Below are 19,093 nucleotides of genomic sequence, written 5' to 3'. Positions count from 1 at the left end.
CATCAAATATAGCGACGAAGCCAAAAAGACTCAGCCCTGAGTATCAGTAAATCGTCACTAACATGTTCTTTTCACAAGAAGAATGAGCAATCGAAGGCTAACCCATTTACCGTCGCAAGTCTTGAGAAAAAGTTTACCGTCAATGAGTCTTCCGGTTTTGTACATAGATAAGCTCCTTTACGGAATAGAGGGATTGTTGATATCTTCTATTCGTTTATGTGCTTCTCAAAAGGAAAGGCAGGATTAAAACTGGTTATATTTTGGGTAGTCAGATACATCTTCCCTTTATGTAGGTTATAGAGAGGTTAATATCCAGATGCCAAACCTCTTGTTTCATCCTCAGCACGTTCTATCGCCTGAATCAAAGTCATCAAAGGTTTTTCAAATTTGTATTGAATGGCTTTTTCACACGTACCACCAGCAGCTTCCCACTCCCAAAACGCAATGATGTCAACGGGTTCAAGAAAATATAAAGCTAAGGCATTCACTGGATTTGCAGTGTACAGTTTCATAAACTCTTCGTCTAAAAGTTGATTATACGTAAGATATTGCTCTTGCATCGCTCTTAGGAGAAAAAGCGTACTTTCCTCGTTCACATTAACCATTCGATTAACAAAAGCATTTCGTCTTTCAACCGTATTCAGTATAATTTGTATAGCATTTCGAGTACGCGAAGCTTCAGAAGTAATACCAAGCATATTAATTAGATCATTAGTAGTGAGATCAGAATTATATGGGGCTTGCTCTATAATATACGTCCATTTATCGTCACTTCCATTTTGAAATACTCGAATAGCATCGGAAACGTTATAGCCAATCGTTTGCCATTTTCGATTAAGCACGTCAAAAATGTGAAAATAGTACAACTCTGTTTCTCCGTTGCCTACTTCCTGTCCCCAGACCTTTTTCATACGAACAATGTTTTTAATATCTTGTTTATTGAACTTTTCTTTTAAAATCATAGGTGTCATCTCCAGTTCTATTTTGGTAAAATGTCCATAGCAAAGCTAAGGGTGTTGTACATCATTGTTTTAGGATGATATGATATAGCTTAGCTTTATTTCATCAGTTCCTCTTTATATTTTTTCACTTTATCGTAAATATTTACGACTTATTATAAATAATATCATCAACCCTTTCATTATTCAACTGTTTTAACGTAATTATTTCCGACTTATTGGAATTAAATCATATTTTCTATGTCATCTGGTATTAAAGAAGGAGAATGATAAATGATTAGTTTTGAACCATTACAAATAACTTTGATTAAAAAGAAAATCTCTAAAATGGAGTTTATAAAACTAATGAATATCTCCCCGTCAACTGCCGCTAAAATGTGGCGTAACGAGTACATAGCTATGAAAATTATCGACGATATATGTAACAAGCTAGAATGTAATTTGACAGATGTCATTGAACATACTCCAGATGATAAATTGAATCAAAGTACTCAATAGCTACCCCCAAATTAAACGTCAAAAAGAAGCCCATAACATTAATCGGGCTTCTTCTTTATACATATCAAACTATCCTTAACTCAAGAGGCATTGGAAGAAGATTTAAAAGATTCCAGCCGATAAGTATAGGATACTCCGGCTATTTTAAAAGTGTCTCCGTCCTTCATTGCATACTCCTTGTAAGGCACCATCGCCTCTCCGTTCAGAACGGTTCCGTTCGTCGAGGACAAATCCTTGACGATGTGACCTTGTCCTTCTGCATCTATACAAAGCTCAATGTGAGAACGGGACGCTCCCTCCATATGTTCTACAAACTGGACCAATTGCGAGTCTCTTCCGATGAAGAAGCTGCCTGCAACAAATTGATCTGGCTGCAATCGAATGCGCTCGTCCGCTCCACTTCCTGGTGGCTTGCGCTCCAGACAAGCCATCGGTGCTTGCTGAACGTGTGGAATATGTACTGCCTGATCAGCACGGAGCAGCACCGTTTCCTGCCTCGATGTAGCATTTAGCAGCTCCGTCACACCAGACAAGGACTTATAATATGCCTCGCTGGTATCACTGGCTTCCAAATCATTTCTTCGAGACATACCTATCCCCTGTGGCTCGTGCAAGTCGTGACGTGCAGAAGCTTTATCTCCTTGTCCCGTATCCCGGCTACCCATATTTTCAGATTCCTGGTCAGGAAAAGACCAGCGCCAGCTTTCCTGTCCTTGATCACCTGAATCGGAAGATTGCTTATCCTTATTATGACGTCCTGCTACGAATCCGGTTAGCTTATCGACCTGATAACGGTCATTTTTCCGCTGTGCATGAGAAGCTTCACCGAGCCATTCCGAATCCAGTATAGGGACTGAATCAGCATAGGTATGCGGCGAAGCGTCCTTGCGCCCCCATTTTCCCGTCCAGCTCATATAAGCAACGGCTACGAGTACCAAGGTCAGCACAACGGAAATAACGAGCGGTACCGTATCTGGATGATCCAGATAAATATAGCGCCACACAATGGCCGAAGCGAGAAGACAGCCTAAAGCAATGTAAGTTTTATATTTCTGCAATGCTGGCTCCATTTCTCCTATTTTTACATCTGCCTCATCATTCTCCTGTGGCTTCACGGACGGCTTGAGCCGATTAATCCGTTTAAGCTCCTGAATCTCCTGTAGCGTATCCTGATCCTCATGCATTTTTTTCTGGATTCTCGAATCCCTTGAAGCGAAAAATTTGTATTCCTCTCCTAGCCCACTTCCTTCTTGACTCGCTGAATAATCACGCGTTGATGAATGACCGGATAAGGATTGATCAGCATAAGGAAACTCTTTTCGATATGCTGTTGAATGCAATCCATCACGCTCTCCCTGAACTCCCATTCGAGCATGAGTATCTCTACTGCGTGCTTCTCCAGCTTCGCCTTGAACGCTAACGCTGTCTGCACCGACCGTCATCCCTTGCAGCAGCAGCTCCTTCAGCGCCCCCGGATCAAATTCATTCCTGTCGCACAGTTCAAATATGCGCTGCATATGGTGTCCTTGAAAATGAACCACACGCGTCATCAAGCGAATAACCAATTGCTTAAATTGGCTCCCAGCCTGTCCTTCATACAAAACACCCTGCAAAGGGACATAGGTTAAACTGACGTTTTCCCTTGAGCCTGAACCGCTAATAAAAATATAATCCTCATGAAAAATAAATTGGCGCATATCCAGCATATACTGCGGACTACGATGGAGGGCATCCGCCACTTCAAAAAGAATCCTATAGAAATCGGAAGTCGATACTCCTCCTCCCTTCCATACCTGGGACAGCATACGTTGACCCGAAATATCGTAGTGCAGCTCCACCTGAAAATCGACTTCCTTGATTCTTAGCTCCAGAAGACCGGGAATCCGATTGCCAGTCATCATTCCGGTTTGCACGGAATTTAAATCATCGGTCTTAAGCCCGCCTTCCTTGTTCAAAATCATAAATGTCCCGCCGTTGCGGGCAAAATCCCTGCTTAAACCAAACAATTCATGACCTCCTTAGCATTTTTTCCCGATCTCCGTGAGTACCATAATATCTACCTAACCGAACCTGTTATGGCAAAAAGTAAAGATAAGCGCTGATCGCTCCCGGAATGACAGCGGTCATAAAAGGAAACCTGAGGTGTGCCTCCCTCCCGTTCGTCAGCGCCTTGCCGCTGCGAAACAGAAAAAATCCTCCTAAATTAAAAGCCACACGCCGCAGTCTCATCATGGTTTCCCGTCTCCACAGCAGGATCACCACGCCAATAATACCCGCGAAAAAAATCGAATATAGAGCCGATTGCCATGCAAAAGCAGCCCCCGTCCATGCTCCGATCAAGCCAAACAGCTTCACATCACCAGCACCGACAGCTCCCATCCAGTACAGAATCAACATGAAGCCGAATCCCGTCCCCAGTCCAGCCGCTGCAAATAAAAATCCATGCCAGCCCCCAAACACCGTATTAAATAGCAAGCCCACCGCCATACCGGGCATCGTAAGCTTGTTAGGAATTTTCATACTACGTAAATCCGTGACCAGCGCAATCGCCAGCAAAACACCACATACGATATACATCCACGTCAATGCAGTTCCCCCTTAATGATAAGCATGAAGCGTTCCAAACCTTTTTCATCGTTGTTATCTCTATCTACTCGCGTAATGCCTATACATCCGGTCATGATCCATCTGTGTTCCTCTATCCGTCCGCCGTCTTCTCCACCGAAAATGGAACCTCGATACGTTGTCCATCCTCCGTTTCGATCACAAAGCTCCATTGACCGGGTGTCGTATTTGTACCTACAAACCAGTTCCATTCAATAATCCCGTCCGCATCGGCAGAGGTCCAGCCCAAGTGTTGAGCCGTGCTTTGACCCGACTTATAAAGTACAGAAAGATTAGCAGACGTTCCAGGTTCCACCTTGGCCTTGATCAAATTGTATACACCCTTCACAGCAGGCTCAGGCTTGGCAAGCAGTTGTATGGAACCCTGCGCATCCTTAGCCGATGTAGCTCCTGTACCTGCTCCCTCTCCTGTATCTCCGATCCAAAGACGTTCCTCTGCCGCCGCCTGAAGCACAATGCTACGATACAGAAAGGGAACCTTCATCGGCAGCTCATAAGACAGCTCCACCCTAAAATAAGGGTCCTTAGTTCCCGTAAGAGACGGCACATGCACGCTCGTTACGTGTATACGGTCATACTCCAGAATGCTATCCTCTATAAAAGGCTTTAAGAGCGGCTTTAGAGCAGGATCAAGCACGGCTTCCGTCAAGCGTCCTCGTAGCTCCTCCATGGGCTTTTTGCCCCCCTGCACAGCGCTTTCTACCCAATCACCGATGGGAGGTGGCAGTTGGGCAGCAAATTGGCTTGCATATTCACTCACAGATAACTTGGGCAGCTCATCCAGCGGTTGGCGGACCGCATCTATTTTCGCAGATGCCGCATCCACAGCCAGAGACACCGGATAGATTTTAGCCGAGACTTGTTTAACCGCTTCTGAAGCGGTGGTCTGCAAGGCCGTAGATACCAGCGTCATCTGTACCATATAAATCAGAAAAATAATAAAAAACAGAAACAACGGCAACACCAGCGACGCCTCTAAAACGATACTTCCTTGTTCACGGCAACTCCGTCCACCAATCCGCTGTAAATACCGATTAATAAGAAAAATGCGCTGTTTTCGTAACATAGTACACACTTCCCTTAATGCTTTCGCCTTCCTCTGAGGCCAGTCCCAGCATCTTCATCACCCCAGGTAAAAACAACAGCCGCATCCCGTTTTTAACCTCTCCCCTTGCATACGTTTGCCGTTCGGCAGGATTGACATCTGTATTCAGGCGGATCAGGGCCAGCATACGAGACATTTTCCGTTCATTATTACTATGGAGCATGAGGAACAATCTCAAATGATCCTTGTACGTCATTCGAAATTTCAGAAAATCAGACAAAGGCACATACCCCTTCTGAGCCAGCATAATCATATCTTCAATCGCCTTCTCTACCCCATATAGAAGAGCTGCCGCCAAAACGACCAACGGATTGCCTTTGGAGCTATTTTTGACCAATCCCTCCATCGTACGAATGGCCAGCCTCATGGCAAAAATCTCGCCATAAGCGGAGGCCAGGTTTCCTGTCGGATTATGGAAACCGTACAGAATGTACTCGACTTCCTGATTATTCAACTCCAGTTGGTCTCCCAAAATTTGCGCTGCGTTTCCCACACTTCTGCCTGATCCGGCTAAACTGCCAAATCGACTAAAATTCACGTGATTAAAGTAAGAAAGCGCATATTCATTCTGGAAAAATTCATCCCCCAGTTGCGTCAGCAAGCCGGATGCTGCCCCGTATAGACCATCCATACTGTCCATGGATGCTCCTGCCGCATCATAGGTGTCATAGGACAAATCAGCCGATACAGACGGACTGGATGCAGACTGGTTAAAAGAAATACTTTCATTGTAATACTGCTCCAGCTTTTGAAATTGTCCGGCACCTTGCGTACCTTTGGAGAGCATTTCAATGATCTTATAGGCTTGCTTGAGCTTGTTCTTCGCCTCTTTTTCCATTTTTTTACGTTCTTTATCAGATCCACGTCGCATGTCCATTGTTCTGGCTTCATCATCGAGTACATTAGAAGGCCCCGACCAGGCATACGCATTCAAGTATTTATCCATTTCCTTGAGCGTTGAGATCACTTCTTGTCTGAACATATCTGTATTGAGATTCGGATCTGTATAAAAGGATAATGTGCGGATCATACTCGTTAATCTGTTGTTAACCGTATGAATAGCCGTTCGTTGCTCTTCTATAGTCGCTTCCATCTGGTCAAATTCCTTATCAGGAATCAATAAGTCGTCGGCCTCCTGCCTTGCGCTTCCTACAGACGGATCAGCACTGGAGGTCCCTCCACTCGGAGTAGGGGCTGAGGAAACCTCATCATACCCTGCATTGGCAGCCCTCTGTTTATATTGAGCAATGACTTGACGCATCTCTTCGTTAATCTGCCTGGCTTCATTCAACGGCTCCTTAGCCTCTACAAGCAGCTCATCGTGCTCTTCCCCAATGTTAGTCATGGCTTGGCCCAGACGATCAAGCGCCGATCTCGCCCTTCTCGCATATTTCTCGATCTGCATGATTTTAACGTCGTCTACACTCTTTTTATTATCCTCATACACATGAACATAATGCTTATATTGAGCGGCAATATCGGCTACAACCTCAAGTGAATCCCAAATATACTGATTAGGGATATACGCGCCCCTCTGTTTAATAATCCGTTTGCGAACCTCTTCCATATAAGCTCCTGCCTCACGCTGCTTCTCCAGCATGTCATCCAGCTTAGCCTCGCGTTTGTCATACAGCTTTTGCAGCCGTTTCAGCAAATCAACCGTATGGGAAGCCTCTTTCATATTCTGAGATAGCGGCTTCAGCTTTTCGAGCACTTCCACTGTAAAATCAACAGGCGCTTTATACTTCATTTCTTCTCGAATCTGCTCATTAAATATGGCATATCTACCAAGCTCTCTTTCCATATGCAAAGAGCTTGAATCCAGCTTCGTAGTCATAAGCGGCAGTGTGTCTGCCCGCGGCGTGCGCTTGGCGCTGTCGTTCAGCACTTTGACCATAATTTCTTCTCCGCTGCTCTCACCATAAGCAAACAGACCGTAATCCTGTTGCAATGTTGGATCATAGGCAGACATGACTGAACGAACCGCCGCATGGGTCAACCGTTCGGTTTGCACATGCAGCGCGGCAATTCGTGCATAATCAATAAAAACAGCAATAAAGCCGAACATGACCGCCATAATCAGAATCAAAAAGACCGTGACAGCACCTGACTCTCCATCCTTTGCATTACGTCCTTTTCCAAACACCCGCTTCCTCCCTTCCAGTCCATTCGCGTTCTCCGCTCCTTACGGACCGTTCTGTCCATATTGCGTCAATACTTGTCCTGCAACTGCCGGGTTTACCTTTTCCCCCGATCCTCTGCCCATAAACTTTGCTCCATAATATCGAGTCAGCTCCACCGTGCGAATCCATTCCACAGGCTCCACTACCCCTGAACTCATGGTCCCCTGCAAATCCGTCTGATCCAGAAACTGATTCAGCAAAGGCACTTTCACTATTTTATTCAACTCTGTAGTCACCTTACGGCTGATCAGACTGTTCTCATATGTCATCTGTCCCTGCATACCAGCAGGCATGCCTCTCTCAGCATTGGACAGCTTCTGACTAGGCAAATCGCCTCCCCCGCCACCACCGGGCACCTGCACACTTGCCCGATTATGAGCTCCAGCCCAACCAAACAAAGCTCCCAGCATCACATCATCCTTCAAGCGCCAATAAAGCGAATCCCGTTGTCCTTGGGTGAATGCGCCTGTACGCGGTTCCTTGAAGCTGTTATCCCAGCTATAAGCAGCTCGTTCCGAAGCAGTAGAAGCGACCTGCACCAAGATGGATTTTTGATATATGTACAGGCAAAAAAATAACATCACAAAAATGACCAGCAACAGTATAGGAAAGACGAGGGAAGCTTCCAAGGAGAAGCTCCCTTCTTCTTTGTGTGCCAAATTGCGCAGCATTATGAATCCATGAAGTCGTTACTCTTTTTATCCGCTTTTTTCAACAGACCTTCTACAATCTTCTTGATCTGATCCTTGAAAATAATTGCCACCGCAATCAGAATCGCGATAATCAAAATCATTTCCAACGTACCCAAACCGTCCTCATCCTTGTACAATTTACGAATACTGCCTGTTACTAATGTCATCATCGTTGTATTCCTCCTACATATTCATCATCATTAAAGCGGGAGCACCCACAAGCACAATAACCGTTAGCAAAATCAGCGCCATCGGAAATACCAGCTTAGATGAAGCCTGCTCTCCTCTTGTGCGGCTAATCGAAGTCCGCTTGCTCCACAACGTCTGGGACAACTCACGTAAAGCCATCACAAAATCGCTCCCGCCGCGTCTCATATTCAGCAACACCGTTGTCGTAAACACCGTCATTTCCTGAATGCCGCAGCGCTTGCTCAAATGCTCAAATGCCTGTTGAAAGGAATAGCCACTTTCCCATTCCCCCACTGTCTGACGCAGCTCCCGATACAACGGATGTACCGTATCCGCTCCTTTGCGCTCCACGCAATGAAGCAATGCCCGCTGTACCGTCTCGCCTGCGCCGACCAAAAGCATGATTTTACTCAGCAATTCAGGTAACTCCATTAAAATTTGCTGATCCCGCTTCTGTACCTTTCCGTGCAGATCCTTGACCAGCGCTATGGGTACCAGAATGCCCAGCCCCAATCCGAGCACCAGCCCGGTCGCCTCCCCGCCCATCATGAGCGATATTAAAGCTCCACCAGCGGCCATCATGTATCCATAACCCACCATCTCGGCCAGAAAAAGCATCGTTTTCTCCCCGCTGTTGCGCATACCGTACAGCTTTTGTACCGAGCGCTGGAGCTTAAACATCAGTAAAGGCAGTCTTTGGGCGGCACGTGAAGCATGGATCATGTGTACGAAAGGAACCGAGAGCCTTTGCAGCCGCAGTCCCTCCAGCTTCATATGACGAAAGCTCGCATACTTAGCAGCGTACATCCGGTTCAGCACCACCCAACCTCCCACTTGCAGAACCAGCATGACCAGACAAACCAACATCACCATGCCTATCTCTCCTTACACCTCAATTTTCATAATGTGGTTGATCCACACGAGACAGCCACCAAGCACCAATAGGCAAAAGGTAGACAAAATCATACCTGTCCCGCTGTATAGCGGCATCATGTAATCTCCCGCAGTCATGGTCATAAACAGTACAAACAGAAAAGGCGCCGCAAACATAACCCTCGATTCAAAACGTTTCTGCGCGATCATCACACCGATCTCTTGCTGAATTTCCAGCTTCTCCCCTATAACACTTGAAGCCCGTCGCACGACCTCCACCAGATCACCCCCGGTTCGTTTGCAAGCTGCAAACACGTCCGCAAAATTCGTAATATCCTCCATCTGCGCCCGATGAGCAAAATCCTGTAAAGCCGTCTCCACGGGTTGTCCAATTTCCAGACAGGCTGTAATAATGTTAAATTCAAAAATCAGATCATGATCTCCATCCGGGCTAAGCAGCCTTAAATCCTCCACGGCTTCACGAAAGCCGTTCTCCACCGACCTTCCCGCCGAAAGGGAAGACGAGAGCGAATATAAAGCCTGCTTGAATTGAATGCTTAAAGCCGACCTGCGCCGTTGCAGCAAATGCTGACGAAAATAACGTGGCGTCACCAAAGCCCCAGCAGCGCATAGCAACGACAATATCCATTGATGATAAAAAAGATAGCCGATCATCGCGAATAGCACGCCACTAAAGAGGATACACAAGCTTTTTTGCACAGGTGAAAGTGTATATACCGTATAGTCCGGCAGGGAAGTAGTCTGACTGGATGCTTGCTCCGGCTTCACAGCCGCTTTTCCTGGCTTCATACCGACGCTTCCCCCCTGCTCCAGCTTTCCGACTTCATCCCGGCCATTTGCAGCTTCAATGTATGCTGTAGACCTTCACCGCAACGCTCCAGCCCTCCGACGATACGTCCTTTACTTTCGCCCCGCTCCTGAAAACGATAGAGCGGATTAAGTATCACTTCACCGTTTTCAAAGCCAGTTACCTCACTAATTTCCAGCACCCGTCTGGATTTGTCTCGCAATCGTGACAGATGCACGAATATATCAATGGCCGAGCTGATCTGTTGTCGTACGACACCAAGCGGAAGATCAGCCCCGCCCAGTACCATCGTTTCCAATCTGCTGACCATATCGCGAATATTATTCGCGTGCCCCGTTGAAAGACTTCCATCATGTCCTGTGTTCATCGCCTGTAACATATCCAACGCCTCGCTTCCCCTGACCTCACCTACCACAATGCGATTGGGCCGCATACGCAGGGAGGAACGTATCAGATCACGAATCGTGATTTCACCCTTACCCTCGGTGTTGGCATTCCGTGTTTCCATGGAAACCAGATTAGGGACGGTTACAATTTGCAGCTCTGCCGAATCTTCAATCGTAATAATCCGTTCCGACGGCGGAATAAACTGGGATAATGCATTCAGAAAGGTGGTTTTACCGGAACCCGTACCCCCGCTTATAAAAATGTTGTACTTGCTGCGTACCAAGTCCTTGAGCATATGGGCGGCTTCTGCATCCAGCGCCCCCATTCGTATCAAATCATCCATCGTCATCGGACGCTCGGGAAACTTCCGTATCGTCATCGTCGGCCCTTTGAGAGCGACTGGCGGTAGCACAATATTTACGCGTGATCCATCCTTTAATCGGGCGTCGACAATCGGCGAAGACTCATTCACAATCCGGTTCACCCCGGCTACAATCGTCTGAATCAAATCCTCCAGTCGCTCACGGGATTCAAATTGATCGGGTGCCTGGATCACCTCACCTGCCCGCTCCACAAAAATTTCCCGGTGACTGTTAATCATAATTTCCGTAACCGTGGGATCATCAATCAACGGCTGGAGCACATCCAGCCCACGGAAGGAATTAAAAATTTTACGGACGAGCGCATGCTTTTCTCTGGAGGTCAAACCTGCCAGCTCTATGTCATGCAAAATTCGATTTTCAATATGCCGCACTAACTCTGCATCCCCTACTGAGGACGTGACGTCCAGGCCTCCCCGGATATCCGCTCGTAGTGCACGAAACCGTTCTTCATTCATGTTCATCGCCCCCCCCCTTAAGACCAAGCGGCGGGCGGCTGTGTTACAGTCTCCACATTCAGTAGCTCGCGGCACAGCTGGCGAATTTCCCGCTGATAAATCGGTGAACTAAGCAGCAGCTCACGATGCTGCATCTGCTTCCATGAAGGAATGTAAGGCAGCGCTCCGCTCAGCTCCATAAAGTCCCGAGGTAACGGATTGACCATAGTCCCCATATAACGGTTCACTACAAAACGGGTTTTGGTCAGCATGGCTTCAAGTCCTTCCGGCTGTGTGGCTTCCAGAGCATCCAGCCATAGACCGCACTTGTGCATACTCATTAAATCGTCCGCCAGCAGCCAAATCAGCTTATGGCTGGCTTTACACACAGCTTGAGCCCGGTCACCATTTTCAGACTCGCTATCTACGATTACGACATCATACTGTCCGCTTTCGGCAATCGTCCGAATCAGCTCTATCGCCTCATCACAGGTCATGTCCATCAGTTCCTTGCGGTTATTAACAGGCTGAAAGGTGTCGGCCTGAATTTCAGAACGACGCACACAATACGAAGTGACAGATAAGGGATTTCTCTCATACCCCGCTGCCTTGAGATCATAAAGCAGTCTGGACAGTCCCTCTCCTTCTGCTCCACCGGAACCCATGAACAACGAACTTGAATCCACCGTTTCCAAATTCAAATAAAAAACCGAATACCCCTCATTTCCCAACTGCTTGGAAATATTGAGCGCAGCCGTTGTCTTGCCCAGTCCGCCGGAGGCTGCAACCATGCCAATAATCATTCCGCCTTCCCGGCTGTTTACGCTCTGCTGCCCACTTGTCCGCTGTCTCGCCGTTTCCAAAATAAAGCCCACCAGTTCAGACAAGGGCTGATATTTTAATAAAGGTTGTCCGTATTCGCTCACCTGTTCCCCCTCGTGAAGCACAAGACAAGGGATATCAGAAGCCTCCCGATCTATCCAAAGACTCAAAAAAGCGGCTTCACCCACCACAACATCCGGCTTTTTCATTCCAGCCGTTTCCATCATGTATTGGCAAAATGCCTCAGGCTGCGAAAATGCCGTTACTCTCAGCCTTCTGGCGTACTCGCTTCCGTATACATAATTCAGCAGTGGCTCAATATAATCCCGACTACCTACAGCCAGAACCACTTTTACCGGAATCATGACGCTCTTCCCCTCCCCAAAAAACAACGCAAAAAAGCACCGTTCATCAAACCGTACAAACATACGGTTGGTGAACGGTGCTTCCGTCACGTGCAATCTATTTAATCGTAGAATAGCACAGCGCCTATTTTAGAGCAAGCATTTTTTATGTTAGAATTTCTTCACAATCCTTATGTAGCAAAAGGCGGGCATTCAAGCCCGCCTCCATTGCCTTAATCTTAGTAGAATTTGTGATGACAAGGACGATGACAGTGATGGTGACGATGATGACGATGTTTCCGGTGGTGATGTCCTTTCAGAACGCCACATTCTACATGAGTGAAACAACGACGCTTAACTTTAGGAACATACTTAACTGTAATCACCGTTGTTTTGGTAAGCTTCTTAAAGAAACGTTTTTTGGGCTTAGGAAAATGACAATGATGCGGACGATGTTTAAACATATTCAAATTCGCCTCCAATTCTTTGAGATAGAATATACTATGGAAGCACTGAACAATCGGAAACCAGCATCTGACTATTTATAAAAGGATTAGGCGATTCAATCCTCTTCCTCCAACTTGATGTCCGGATCATAGTCCGCCACGATCAGAACATCCATATGACGCGCTTGACGGAGAATTTGCGGGACGACCGCATCCTTTCCCCAACGGCTGCTTCTGGAGGACTGCCCCACAATTAACTGCGTCCCCATGTACCCTTCCACCGGAGTAATCAATATATCAGCAATCTTTCCCCGACTGGAAACAAGCCGGATTTCGAAGGTTCCTCCCAGACGGTGGGTTAGCATTTTCAATTGCTCCAGTCGCAAGTTTAGCTTCTCCGGTATGCTTATACCTACATGAACATAGGTCACGATCCACACCGCCTTCAAACGAAAAGCAATACGAAAGCCACGTCGAATCAGCCTTTCATCATTGTTACTAAGCGTCACCCCTACGAAGATTACTTCCTCTCTTCGCCACGGACCTCTAAGCGATTCGTGTCGATCCCACGATTCCAGCCGTTCGTCTACATCATCTGCCAATTCCCGCAGAGCAAGCTCACGCAGGGCAATCAGATTGCCTAATTTAAAAAAATGGCTAAGCGCCTGCTCCACTTTGACTGGATCGTATATTTTGCCATCACGCATACGCTGCTGCAACGATTTGGGAGCCACATCAATGAGCTGTACCTCATCGGCTAGCCGCATCATATGGTCGGGAACCGTCTCCCTCACCCGAATCCCGGTAATCTGCTCAACCGCGTCATTCAGACTCTCCAGATGCTGTACATTCATTGTGGAAATGACAGAAATCCCTTGTTCCAAAATCGTCAGTACATCCTCATAACGCTTGGATCTTGAACTGCCGGGAACATTGGTATGCGCCAGTTCGTCAATTAGGACCACCTCGGGATTGCGCCTGAGAATCGCTTCGGTATCCATTTCCTCCAAATGTACGCCATGCCGCTCCATAGTCTGACGAGGAACGGTATCCAGCGAGCCTACTTGTGCCAGCGTTTCCGCCCTTCCATGCGTTTCCAGCAGTCCGATAACAATATCAATCCCGCTTGTCAGCAGATCATTTCCCTCTCTGAGCATCGTGTACGTCTTGCCGACACCAGGAGCAGCACCAATATATACCTTGAGCCTGCCGCGCCGGATTTTGGCAGCCTCAGCCTGCGCTTCCTCATCGCTCAGACGATGATACGGATCATTGTCTCCCTCCTCCTGCCTCATCGTCGGCAAAATACGTTCGCCCTCCTGCTCAGCACGGTCGGCAATAAGCAGCAGATCCATATTTTTCATTCGCTTAAAGATTCCGTTTACCAGCGAGCCTCTGATCAGCTCCTGCCACCGGGTCTGCCGGGAATGTCCCATAACGATCCGGGTAACATTACGCGCCACCGCATAATGGATAAGCTGACGAGGCAATCTTCTGCGGGAAATGAGCGGGATTTCTTCAAATTCCGATCCTACCTTTTCAACCAGCTGCACAATTGAGCGCTTGAAGGCTGCCGATTCCTTGGACAGCTTGCCCTTCGGATCGACAAAGGAGGCCACCAGCATATCTCCGCCCAGTCTCTTGGCCACCTGCTCCCCCCTGCGTACATAAATGGACCCGTTCCAGTGATACTGGACAGGCACCAAAATACGCTCTGCGGCTCCTGACGCCCCGTGCAAACCCAATTCCTCCCGATGCCGCTCCAGTGAATCGTTCACATCCTCCGCTACCAATCGCAGAGCCAGCTCACGCAGCTTACCCAGATTCCCCCGATGAAACATCTCAGGATTGGGCGTATGCATGTACCCTTTCGCCAGCCGCTCCAAAATCGTTTCGGGTGTGACATCAATCAGACGAATTTCATCCGCCAGCTCCAGTGTATCGACAGGAACCGTATATTCTGCCTCTATCCCTGTAAGCTGATAAACCCAATCCGTAATCCCTTCCAGCTCATAGACATTGACCGTCGTAATGACGCTAATTCCTAGCTCTAGCAGATATTGAATATCCTCCAGCCGTGTTGGAAATGGGGCGCCTTCCCGGTTGCGATGTGCCAAATGATCCACCAGTACCACCTCGGGATTGCGATCCTCCAGTGCTTTCAAATTTAAATCCTTCTGCTCCACCCCATCCTGAACCCAATGGATACTGGGCACCCGCTCCAGTGTGCCTACCTGCTCCACCGTCTCACGCCGCTGCATGGTCGATACTGCACAAATTACAACGTCGATACCTTCATGCTGAAGCGATTGTCCTTCCAGAAGCATATGATACGTTTTGCCTGACCCACTGACCGCTCCAATGTATATTTTGAGTCTGCCCCGATGCAGTTTGTTTATGGAATCCAATATTTCCTCTGGTGATTTACGTTTAAAGCTCTCCATCTTTGTGCCTCCCTGCTACGTGACAGATTGTTCCTTCCGTTCTTGTATCGCTGTAATGAATGTACTCCCGTGTCCCCAACAATTCAAGATGCTCCGCTCCAGCTTGTGCAAAATAAGTCATACAGGGCAGCATACGCGCAAAAAAAACGCGCATTCAGGCGTTTTCTACCTGTCTGCACGCTATTTTAGGCACTCATAGATGATCGCTTTCTGCGAATTACTTGCTGTCTTCACGAACTAATCCTCGTTGCTGGAACAACTTTTGCCACACCACCCCATGGGACGGGGAGAAGAGGAAGGCCAACAGCAACAGCAAACCCGATACACACAGCATACATGCGGCAATAGAGGCATCCAGTACACTTGCTGTGTAAAAGCCTGCTACCGAACTGATCGCCCCCAACCCGACGCTGTACACAATCATACGGGATAGCTTCTCCGTCAGCAGATAAGCCGTAAGAGGCGGTACCACGAGCATTCCGACCACCAGAATCGCACCCACACTCTCAAACGATGCCACCGTCGTAAGCGAGACGAGACTCATCAGCAGATAATGAAAAAAAACAACCGGAATACCTAGCGAAGCCGCTAGTGCGGGATCGAAGGAAGTGATTTTAAATTGCTTGAAAAATAATCCTACCACGAGCAAATTAATCAAAAACATCGCACCCGTAATCCACACCGCTCTCGGACCGACATCTACGCCGGCTATCTCCAGCGTATTCCATGGCACATATGCAATCTCACCATATAGCACGTGATCCATATCCAGATGGACGTTGGAGGCAAACACGCTAACCAGCAGAACACCTATGGCAAACAGTGTCGTAAACACCACACCAATGGCGGCGTCACTTTGCAGACCGCTTTGCTGGAACAACTGAATCAGATACACCGTCAGGAGTCCCAATACCGCTGCACCAAACATCATCCACACTGAATCCCTAGACCCGCTGATCAAAAAAGCAATGACAATCCCCGGCAACACGGCATGGCTGATCGCATCACCGATCATGGCCATTTTCCGAAGCACGAGAAAGCAGCCAACCATACTGCATCCCCCTGCCACTAACATTCCCGTCAAGATCACATAAAAGGTACTCACAGCGCACGCTCCTTTCCATGGTGTGTAGCGGTTGCCTGCTCCAGATTTTTTCTGACGTTCAACCGAACGATAGCCTTGGAAATTAACCCGCGCTGCGGTGCAAAAACCAGACTCACACCGAACACCACGGTCGCGCACAGCACACACAACGGCCCTGTGGGCAGATTTTGCCCCAAAGCGCTAATGATTGTTCCACCGAAGCCCGCTATAGCACCAAACAAGCCTGAGAGGCACACCATGACACCCAGCTTCTCCGTCCAGTATCTTGCAGACACCGCGGGTGTAATCAACAGGGCCGCCATCATAATGACACCCACCGCCTGAATACCGGCAACTACCGCAATAACAATCAGCAGCATCAACAGCTTATCCAGCAAGCCTGCCGGAAAACCAAGTCCACGAGCAAAGCCGGGATCAAAGCTAAGCAGCTTAAATTCCTTAAAGAACAATATACAGATCCCGATCAGCACCACCGAAATGGCCGCCATCGTGTAGACATCAGACAATACCATCGCCGCTGCCTGACCAAACAGGAACTTATCCAATCCGCTCTGATTCCCCGCCCCGCTGTGCTGGATTTCCGTCAAGAGCATAATGCCAAAGCCGAAAAATACAGACAGCACGGCTGCAATCGCCGAATCGCTCTTGATTCGTGAGTACCGGGTCAGCGCACTGATGGCAAAGGTCGCAGCAATCCCTGCAATGGCGGCCCCGATCATAAATCCAAACACGGATTTTGTGCCCGTTATCATAAACGCTACACATACCCCCGGCAAAGCTGCATGTGCCAAAGCATCCCCCATGAGCGACTGCTTGCGCAAATACATAAAGCTGCCAATCACGCCGCTGCTTAAACCGAGCAAGATGCAGCCCAGCAAAATCCACTGCATATTCGGATCGGTCAAAAGCGTAGCCAAACTTGTCATAGCGCTCACCTCACTCCGAGTATCGTGCCGGAATTCGCACCTGTTTTGAGTATACTCAGACGTCCGCCATATGTACGTTGCAGATTGTCCTCGGTGAAAATATCTGCCGTTTCTCCGAACGCCATCAGATGCCCGTTCAGCAGCATGACCTGATCAAAATATTCTGTGACCGTAGACAAATCATGATGAACGACCAGTACGGTTTTTCCTTGCCGCTTCAGGTCTGTGAGCAATGAAATAATAGCTTTTTCTGTTGCAGCGTCTACACCTACAAACGGTTCATCCATAAAATAAAGCTGAGCGTCCTGCGCAAGTGCTCTGGCCAAAAAAACACGTTGCTGCTGCCCGCCAGATAACTGACTGATCTGTCTGTCCGCATAGTCGCTCATGCCTACCTTGTCCAGACTTTCCAGCGCTGCCTGACGATCAGCGGCTCCCGGCCGCTTGAACCAGCCAAGTCTCCCGTAACGTCCCATCATGACCACATCCAGCGCGTTCGTCGGAAAATCCCAATCTACCGACTCACGTTGCGGCACATAACCAACCTTGAGCAACTGCTGCTTATAAGGCTTGCCGTAAACCAACACCTCGCCCCTAAGCTTTGGTATTAGTCCCAGCGCAGCCTTGATCAGCGTGGACTTTCCGGCCCCGTTCGGACCAATAATACCAATCAGCTTGCCCTCCGGCACCTCGAAGGATATGTCAAGCAGAACGGGCTTTTTTTGATAAGCTACAGATAAATCACGAACCACAAGCGGTGAATGCCTCATGTGTTGCCTCCTCCTTTAATTAAGAGCTTTAACAATTGTATTGACGTTATGCTTGACCATACCAATATACGTACCGTCCTCCGTGCCCTCTTCACCCATCGCATCCGAATACAGCTCGCCGCCAACCTTGATCGTATGATCCTGCTGAGCCGCTCCCTGAATGACCGCATCTATGGCCTTTCTTGGAACGCTGGATTCTACGAATATAGCCTTGATTTTATGTTCAACCAAATAATCACGCAGCTTGGTCACATCCTGAGAGCCCGCTTCTGATTCTGTACTCATTCCTTGAAGCCCTTTCACTTGAATGCCGTAGGCATCTCCGAAATAGCCAAAAGCATCATGGGCCGTGACAAGCACACGCTGGGCTTCCGGTATGCTGGCAATCTGCTCCCGCGTGTAATCATCCAGCTTCCGCAGCTCAGCGAGATAGGCTTCTGCATTAGCCTTATAATCCTCAGCATGAGCAGCATCCAGCGCCGACAATTCATCTCTGACGGTTTCTACCGCAGACATCCAGTTTTGTACGTTAAACCAGATATGCGGATCATGCTCCGATCCCATTTCCGGGCTACCTGAGCGCAATTGATCCTGAGCCATATTTTTGGATACAGGTACGACAGGTTTTTGCTTGCCGATCTTCTCCAAAATGTCCTGCATTTTTCCTTCCAGATGCAACCCGTTATAAAAAATAATATCTGCCTGATCCAGTTTGCGCATATCTCCCTGAGAAGCCTTGTACAAATGCGGGTCAACGCCTGATCTCATAATGCCTGTGACCTCCACATGATTACCGCCTACCTTGCCGGCAATATCAGAAATCATGCCAATAGTAGCTGTGGCCTTTATTTTTTGCCCCGCCTCCCCAGCAGCTCCCTGCTCCGCCTTCTTACCATCAGTGCATGCACTTGCTGCAACTAAAACCAGGAACAATGTTCCTGCAATCAAAGCCCGACGCGGTACAGCCGCCTTAAACCGTTTATTCATGTTTCAATATCCTCCTCTATTTATATGCATTCAGGACAAAGTATTTCATGATGTAAATTATTTTTTCCTAATACTATATTTTAGAGTATACA

The 19,093-nt window shown here is 47.9% G+C and carries 17 protein-coding genes; 1 reads left to right on the top strand and 16 read right to left on the bottom strand.

Going from position 1 to position 19,093, the window contains the following annotated elements; all coding sequences use genetic code 11:
• Positions 1 to 305: 305 nt before the first annotated feature.
• Positions 306 to 962: a hypothetical protein gene (locus ACIFO6_RS07315; RefSeq protein ID WP_430039488.1), complete on the bottom strand. Its 657-nt coding sequence runs from the start codon at positions 960 to 962 to the stop codon at positions 306 to 308.
• A 270-nt stretch (positions 963 to 1,232) separates the two neighbouring features.
• On the opposite strand from ACIFO6_RS07315, the gene ACIFO6_RS07310 reads away from it, so the two are divergent.
• The gene (locus ACIFO6_RS07310) at positions 1,233 to 1,457 is read left to right on the top strand and encodes a helix-turn-helix domain-containing protein (RefSeq protein ID WP_283655091.1); all 225 of its coding nucleotides are present in this window, start codon (positions 1,233 to 1,235) and stop codon (positions 1,455 to 1,457) included.
• 80 nt (positions 1,458 to 1,537) lie between these two features.
• Here the strand turns inward: ACIFO6_RS07310 and ACIFO6_RS07305 are convergent, their stop codons facing one another.
• The 15 genes from ACIFO6_RS07305 to ACIFO6_RS07235 all read right to left on the bottom strand — a co-directional run bounded on the left by ACIFO6_RS07305 (position 1,538) and on the right by ACIFO6_RS07235 (position 19,001).
• Positions 1,538 to 3,463: a DUF6382 domain-containing protein gene (locus ACIFO6_RS07305; RefSeq protein ID WP_430039485.1), complete on the bottom strand. Its 1,926-nt coding sequence runs from the start codon at positions 3,461 to 3,463 to the stop codon at positions 1,538 to 1,540.
• Positions 3,464 to 3,530: 67 nt separating this feature from the next.
• The gene (locus ACIFO6_RS07300) at positions 3,531 to 4,043 is read right to left on the bottom strand and encodes an A24 family peptidase (protein ID WP_430039483.1); all 513 of its coding nucleotides are present in this window, start codon (positions 4,041 to 4,043) and stop codon (positions 3,531 to 3,533) included.
• Positions 4,044 to 4,155: 112 nt separating this feature from the next.
• Entirely contained in the window at positions 4,156 to 5,148 is a 993-nt protein-coding gene (locus ACIFO6_RS07295) for a pilus assembly protein (protein WP_430039481.1), read from the bottom strand.
• Positions 5,117 to 7,333, bottom strand: coding sequence for a hypothetical protein (locus ACIFO6_RS07290; protein WP_430039478.1), 2,217 nt, complete (start codon positions 7,331 to 7,333; stop codon positions 5,117 to 5,119). Before ACIFO6_RS07290 ends, ACIFO6_RS07295 begins: the two co-directional genes overlap by 32 nt.
• A 39-nt stretch (positions 7,334 to 7,372) precedes the next feature.
• On the bottom strand, positions 7,373 to 8,041 hold the full coding sequence (locus ACIFO6_RS07285) for a TadE family protein (RefSeq protein ID WP_430039475.1): 669 nt from the start codon (positions 8,039 to 8,041) through the stop codon (positions 7,373 to 7,375).
• Entirely contained in the window at positions 8,041 to 8,232 is a 192-nt protein-coding gene (locus ACIFO6_RS07280; RefSeq protein ID WP_013309278.1) for a Flp1 family type IVb pilin, read from the bottom strand. Before ACIFO6_RS07280 ends, ACIFO6_RS07285 begins: the two co-directional genes overlap by 1 nt.
• A gap of 13 nt (positions 8,233 to 8,245) precedes the next feature.
• Positions 8,246 to 9,124 carry a type II secretion system F family protein gene (locus tag ACIFO6_RS07275; protein ID WP_430039473.1) on the bottom strand — a complete coding sequence of 293 codons (879 nt, stop codon included), beginning with the start codon at positions 9,122 to 9,124 and terminating at the stop codon, positions 8,246 to 8,248.
• 12 nt (positions 9,125 to 9,136) lie between these two features.
• Positions 9,137 to 9,934, bottom strand: a complete 798-nt coding sequence (locus ACIFO6_RS07270; protein WP_430039470.1) for a type II secretion system F family protein — start codon at positions 9,932 to 9,934, stop codon at positions 9,137 to 9,139.
• The gene (locus ACIFO6_RS07265; RefSeq protein ID WP_430039502.1) at positions 9,931 to 11,178 is read right to left on the bottom strand and encodes a CpaF family protein; all 1,248 of its coding nucleotides are present in this window, start codon (positions 11,176 to 11,178) and stop codon (positions 9,931 to 9,933) included. Before ACIFO6_RS07265 ends, ACIFO6_RS07270 begins: the two co-directional genes overlap by 4 nt.
• 17 nt (positions 11,179 to 11,195) lie before the next feature.
• Complete coding sequence (locus ACIFO6_RS07260; protein WP_430039467.1) at positions 11,196 to 12,344, bottom strand: ParA family protein; 1,149 nt, start codon at positions 12,342 to 12,344, stop codon at positions 11,196 to 11,198.
• Between the two features lie 541 nt (positions 12,345 to 12,885).
• The gene (locus ACIFO6_RS07255) at positions 12,886 to 15,213 is read right to left on the bottom strand and encodes a histidine kinase (protein WP_430039464.1); all 2,328 of its coding nucleotides are present in this window, start codon (positions 15,211 to 15,213) and stop codon (positions 12,886 to 12,888) included.
• Positions 15,214 to 15,430: 217 nt separating this feature from the next.
• A complete protein-coding gene (locus tag ACIFO6_RS07250) occupies positions 15,431 to 16,318 on the bottom strand; it encodes a metal ABC transporter permease (protein ID WP_430039461.1) in 888 nt (295 codons plus the stop codon).
• On the bottom strand, positions 16,315 to 17,244 hold the full coding sequence (locus ACIFO6_RS07245; RefSeq protein WP_430039459.1) for a metal ABC transporter permease: 930 nt from the start codon (positions 17,242 to 17,244) through the stop codon (positions 16,315 to 16,317). The genes ACIFO6_RS07250 and ACIFO6_RS07245 overlap by 4 nt, the downstream gene beginning before the upstream one ends.
• Positions 17,245 to 17,249: 5 nt before the next feature.
• The gene (locus ACIFO6_RS07240; protein WP_430039456.1) at positions 17,250 to 18,014 is read right to left on the bottom strand and encodes a metal ABC transporter ATP-binding protein; all 765 of its coding nucleotides are present in this window, start codon (positions 18,012 to 18,014) and stop codon (positions 17,250 to 17,252) included.
• A 15-nt stretch (positions 18,015 to 18,029) separates the two neighbouring features.
• On the bottom strand, positions 18,030 to 19,001 hold the full coding sequence (locus ACIFO6_RS07235; protein WP_430039454.1) for a metal ABC transporter solute-binding protein, Zn/Mn family: 972 nt from the start codon (positions 18,999 to 19,001) through the stop codon (positions 18,030 to 18,032).
• Between the last annotated feature and the right edge of the window lie 92 nt (positions 19,002 to 19,093).

The sequence above is a fragment of the Paenibacillus sp. NRS-1781 genome, assembly GCF_050467745.1.
GTDB lineage: Bacteria > Bacillota > Bacilli > Paenibacillales > Paenibacillaceae > Paenibacillus > Paenibacillus terrae_A.
This window is presented reverse-complemented; position numbering and strand designations above follow the sequence as displayed.

Coding starts and splice junctions, on each gene's coding strand:
- ACIFO6_RS07245 (WP_430039459.1), bottom strand. CDS start 17,244: ATGACAAGTTTGGCTACGCTTTTGACCGATCCGAATATGCAGTGGATT.
- ACIFO6_RS07280 (WP_013309278.1), bottom strand. CDS start 8,232: ATGATGACATTAGTAACAGGCAGTATTCGTAAATTGTACAAGGATGAG.
- ACIFO6_RS07265 (WP_430039502.1), bottom strand. CDS start 11,178: ATGAATGAAGAACGGTTTCGTGCACTACGAGCGGATATCCGGGGAGGC.
- ACIFO6_RS07235 (WP_430039454.1), bottom strand. CDS start 19,001: ATGAATAAACGGTTTAAGGCGGCTGTACCGCGTCGGGCTTTGATTGCA.
- ACIFO6_RS07315 (WP_430039488.1), bottom strand. CDS start 962: ATGATTTTAAAAGAAAAGTTCAATAAACAAGATATTAAAAACATTGTT.
- ACIFO6_RS07285 (WP_430039475.1), bottom strand. CDS start 8,041: ATGCTGCGCAATTTGGCACACAAAGAAGAAGGGAGCTTCTCCTTGGAA.
- ACIFO6_RS07275 (WP_430039473.1), bottom strand. CDS start 9,124: ATGGTGATGTTGGTTTGTCTGGTCATGCTGGTTCTGCAAGTGGGAGGT.
- ACIFO6_RS07260 (WP_430039467.1), bottom strand. CDS start 12,344: ATGATTCCGGTAAAAGTGGTTCTGGCTGTAGGTAGTCGGGATTATATT.
- ACIFO6_RS07295 (WP_430039481.1), bottom strand. CDS start 5,148: ATGTTACGAAAACAGCGCATTTTTCTTATTAATCGGTATTTACAGCGG.
- ACIFO6_RS07240 (WP_430039456.1), bottom strand. CDS start 18,014: ATGAGGCATTCACCGCTTGTGGTTCGTGATTTATCTGTAGCTTATCAA.
- ACIFO6_RS07270 (WP_430039470.1), bottom strand. CDS start 9,934: ATGAAGCCAGGAAAAGCGGCTGTGAAGCCGGAGCAAGCATCCAGTCAG.
- ACIFO6_RS07310 (WP_283655091.1), top strand. CDS start 1,233: ATGATTAGTTTTGAACCATTACAAATAACTTTGATTAAAAAGAAAATC.
- ACIFO6_RS07255 (WP_430039464.1), bottom strand. CDS start 15,213: ATGGAGAGCTTTAAACGTAAATCACCAGAGGAAATATTGGATTCCATA.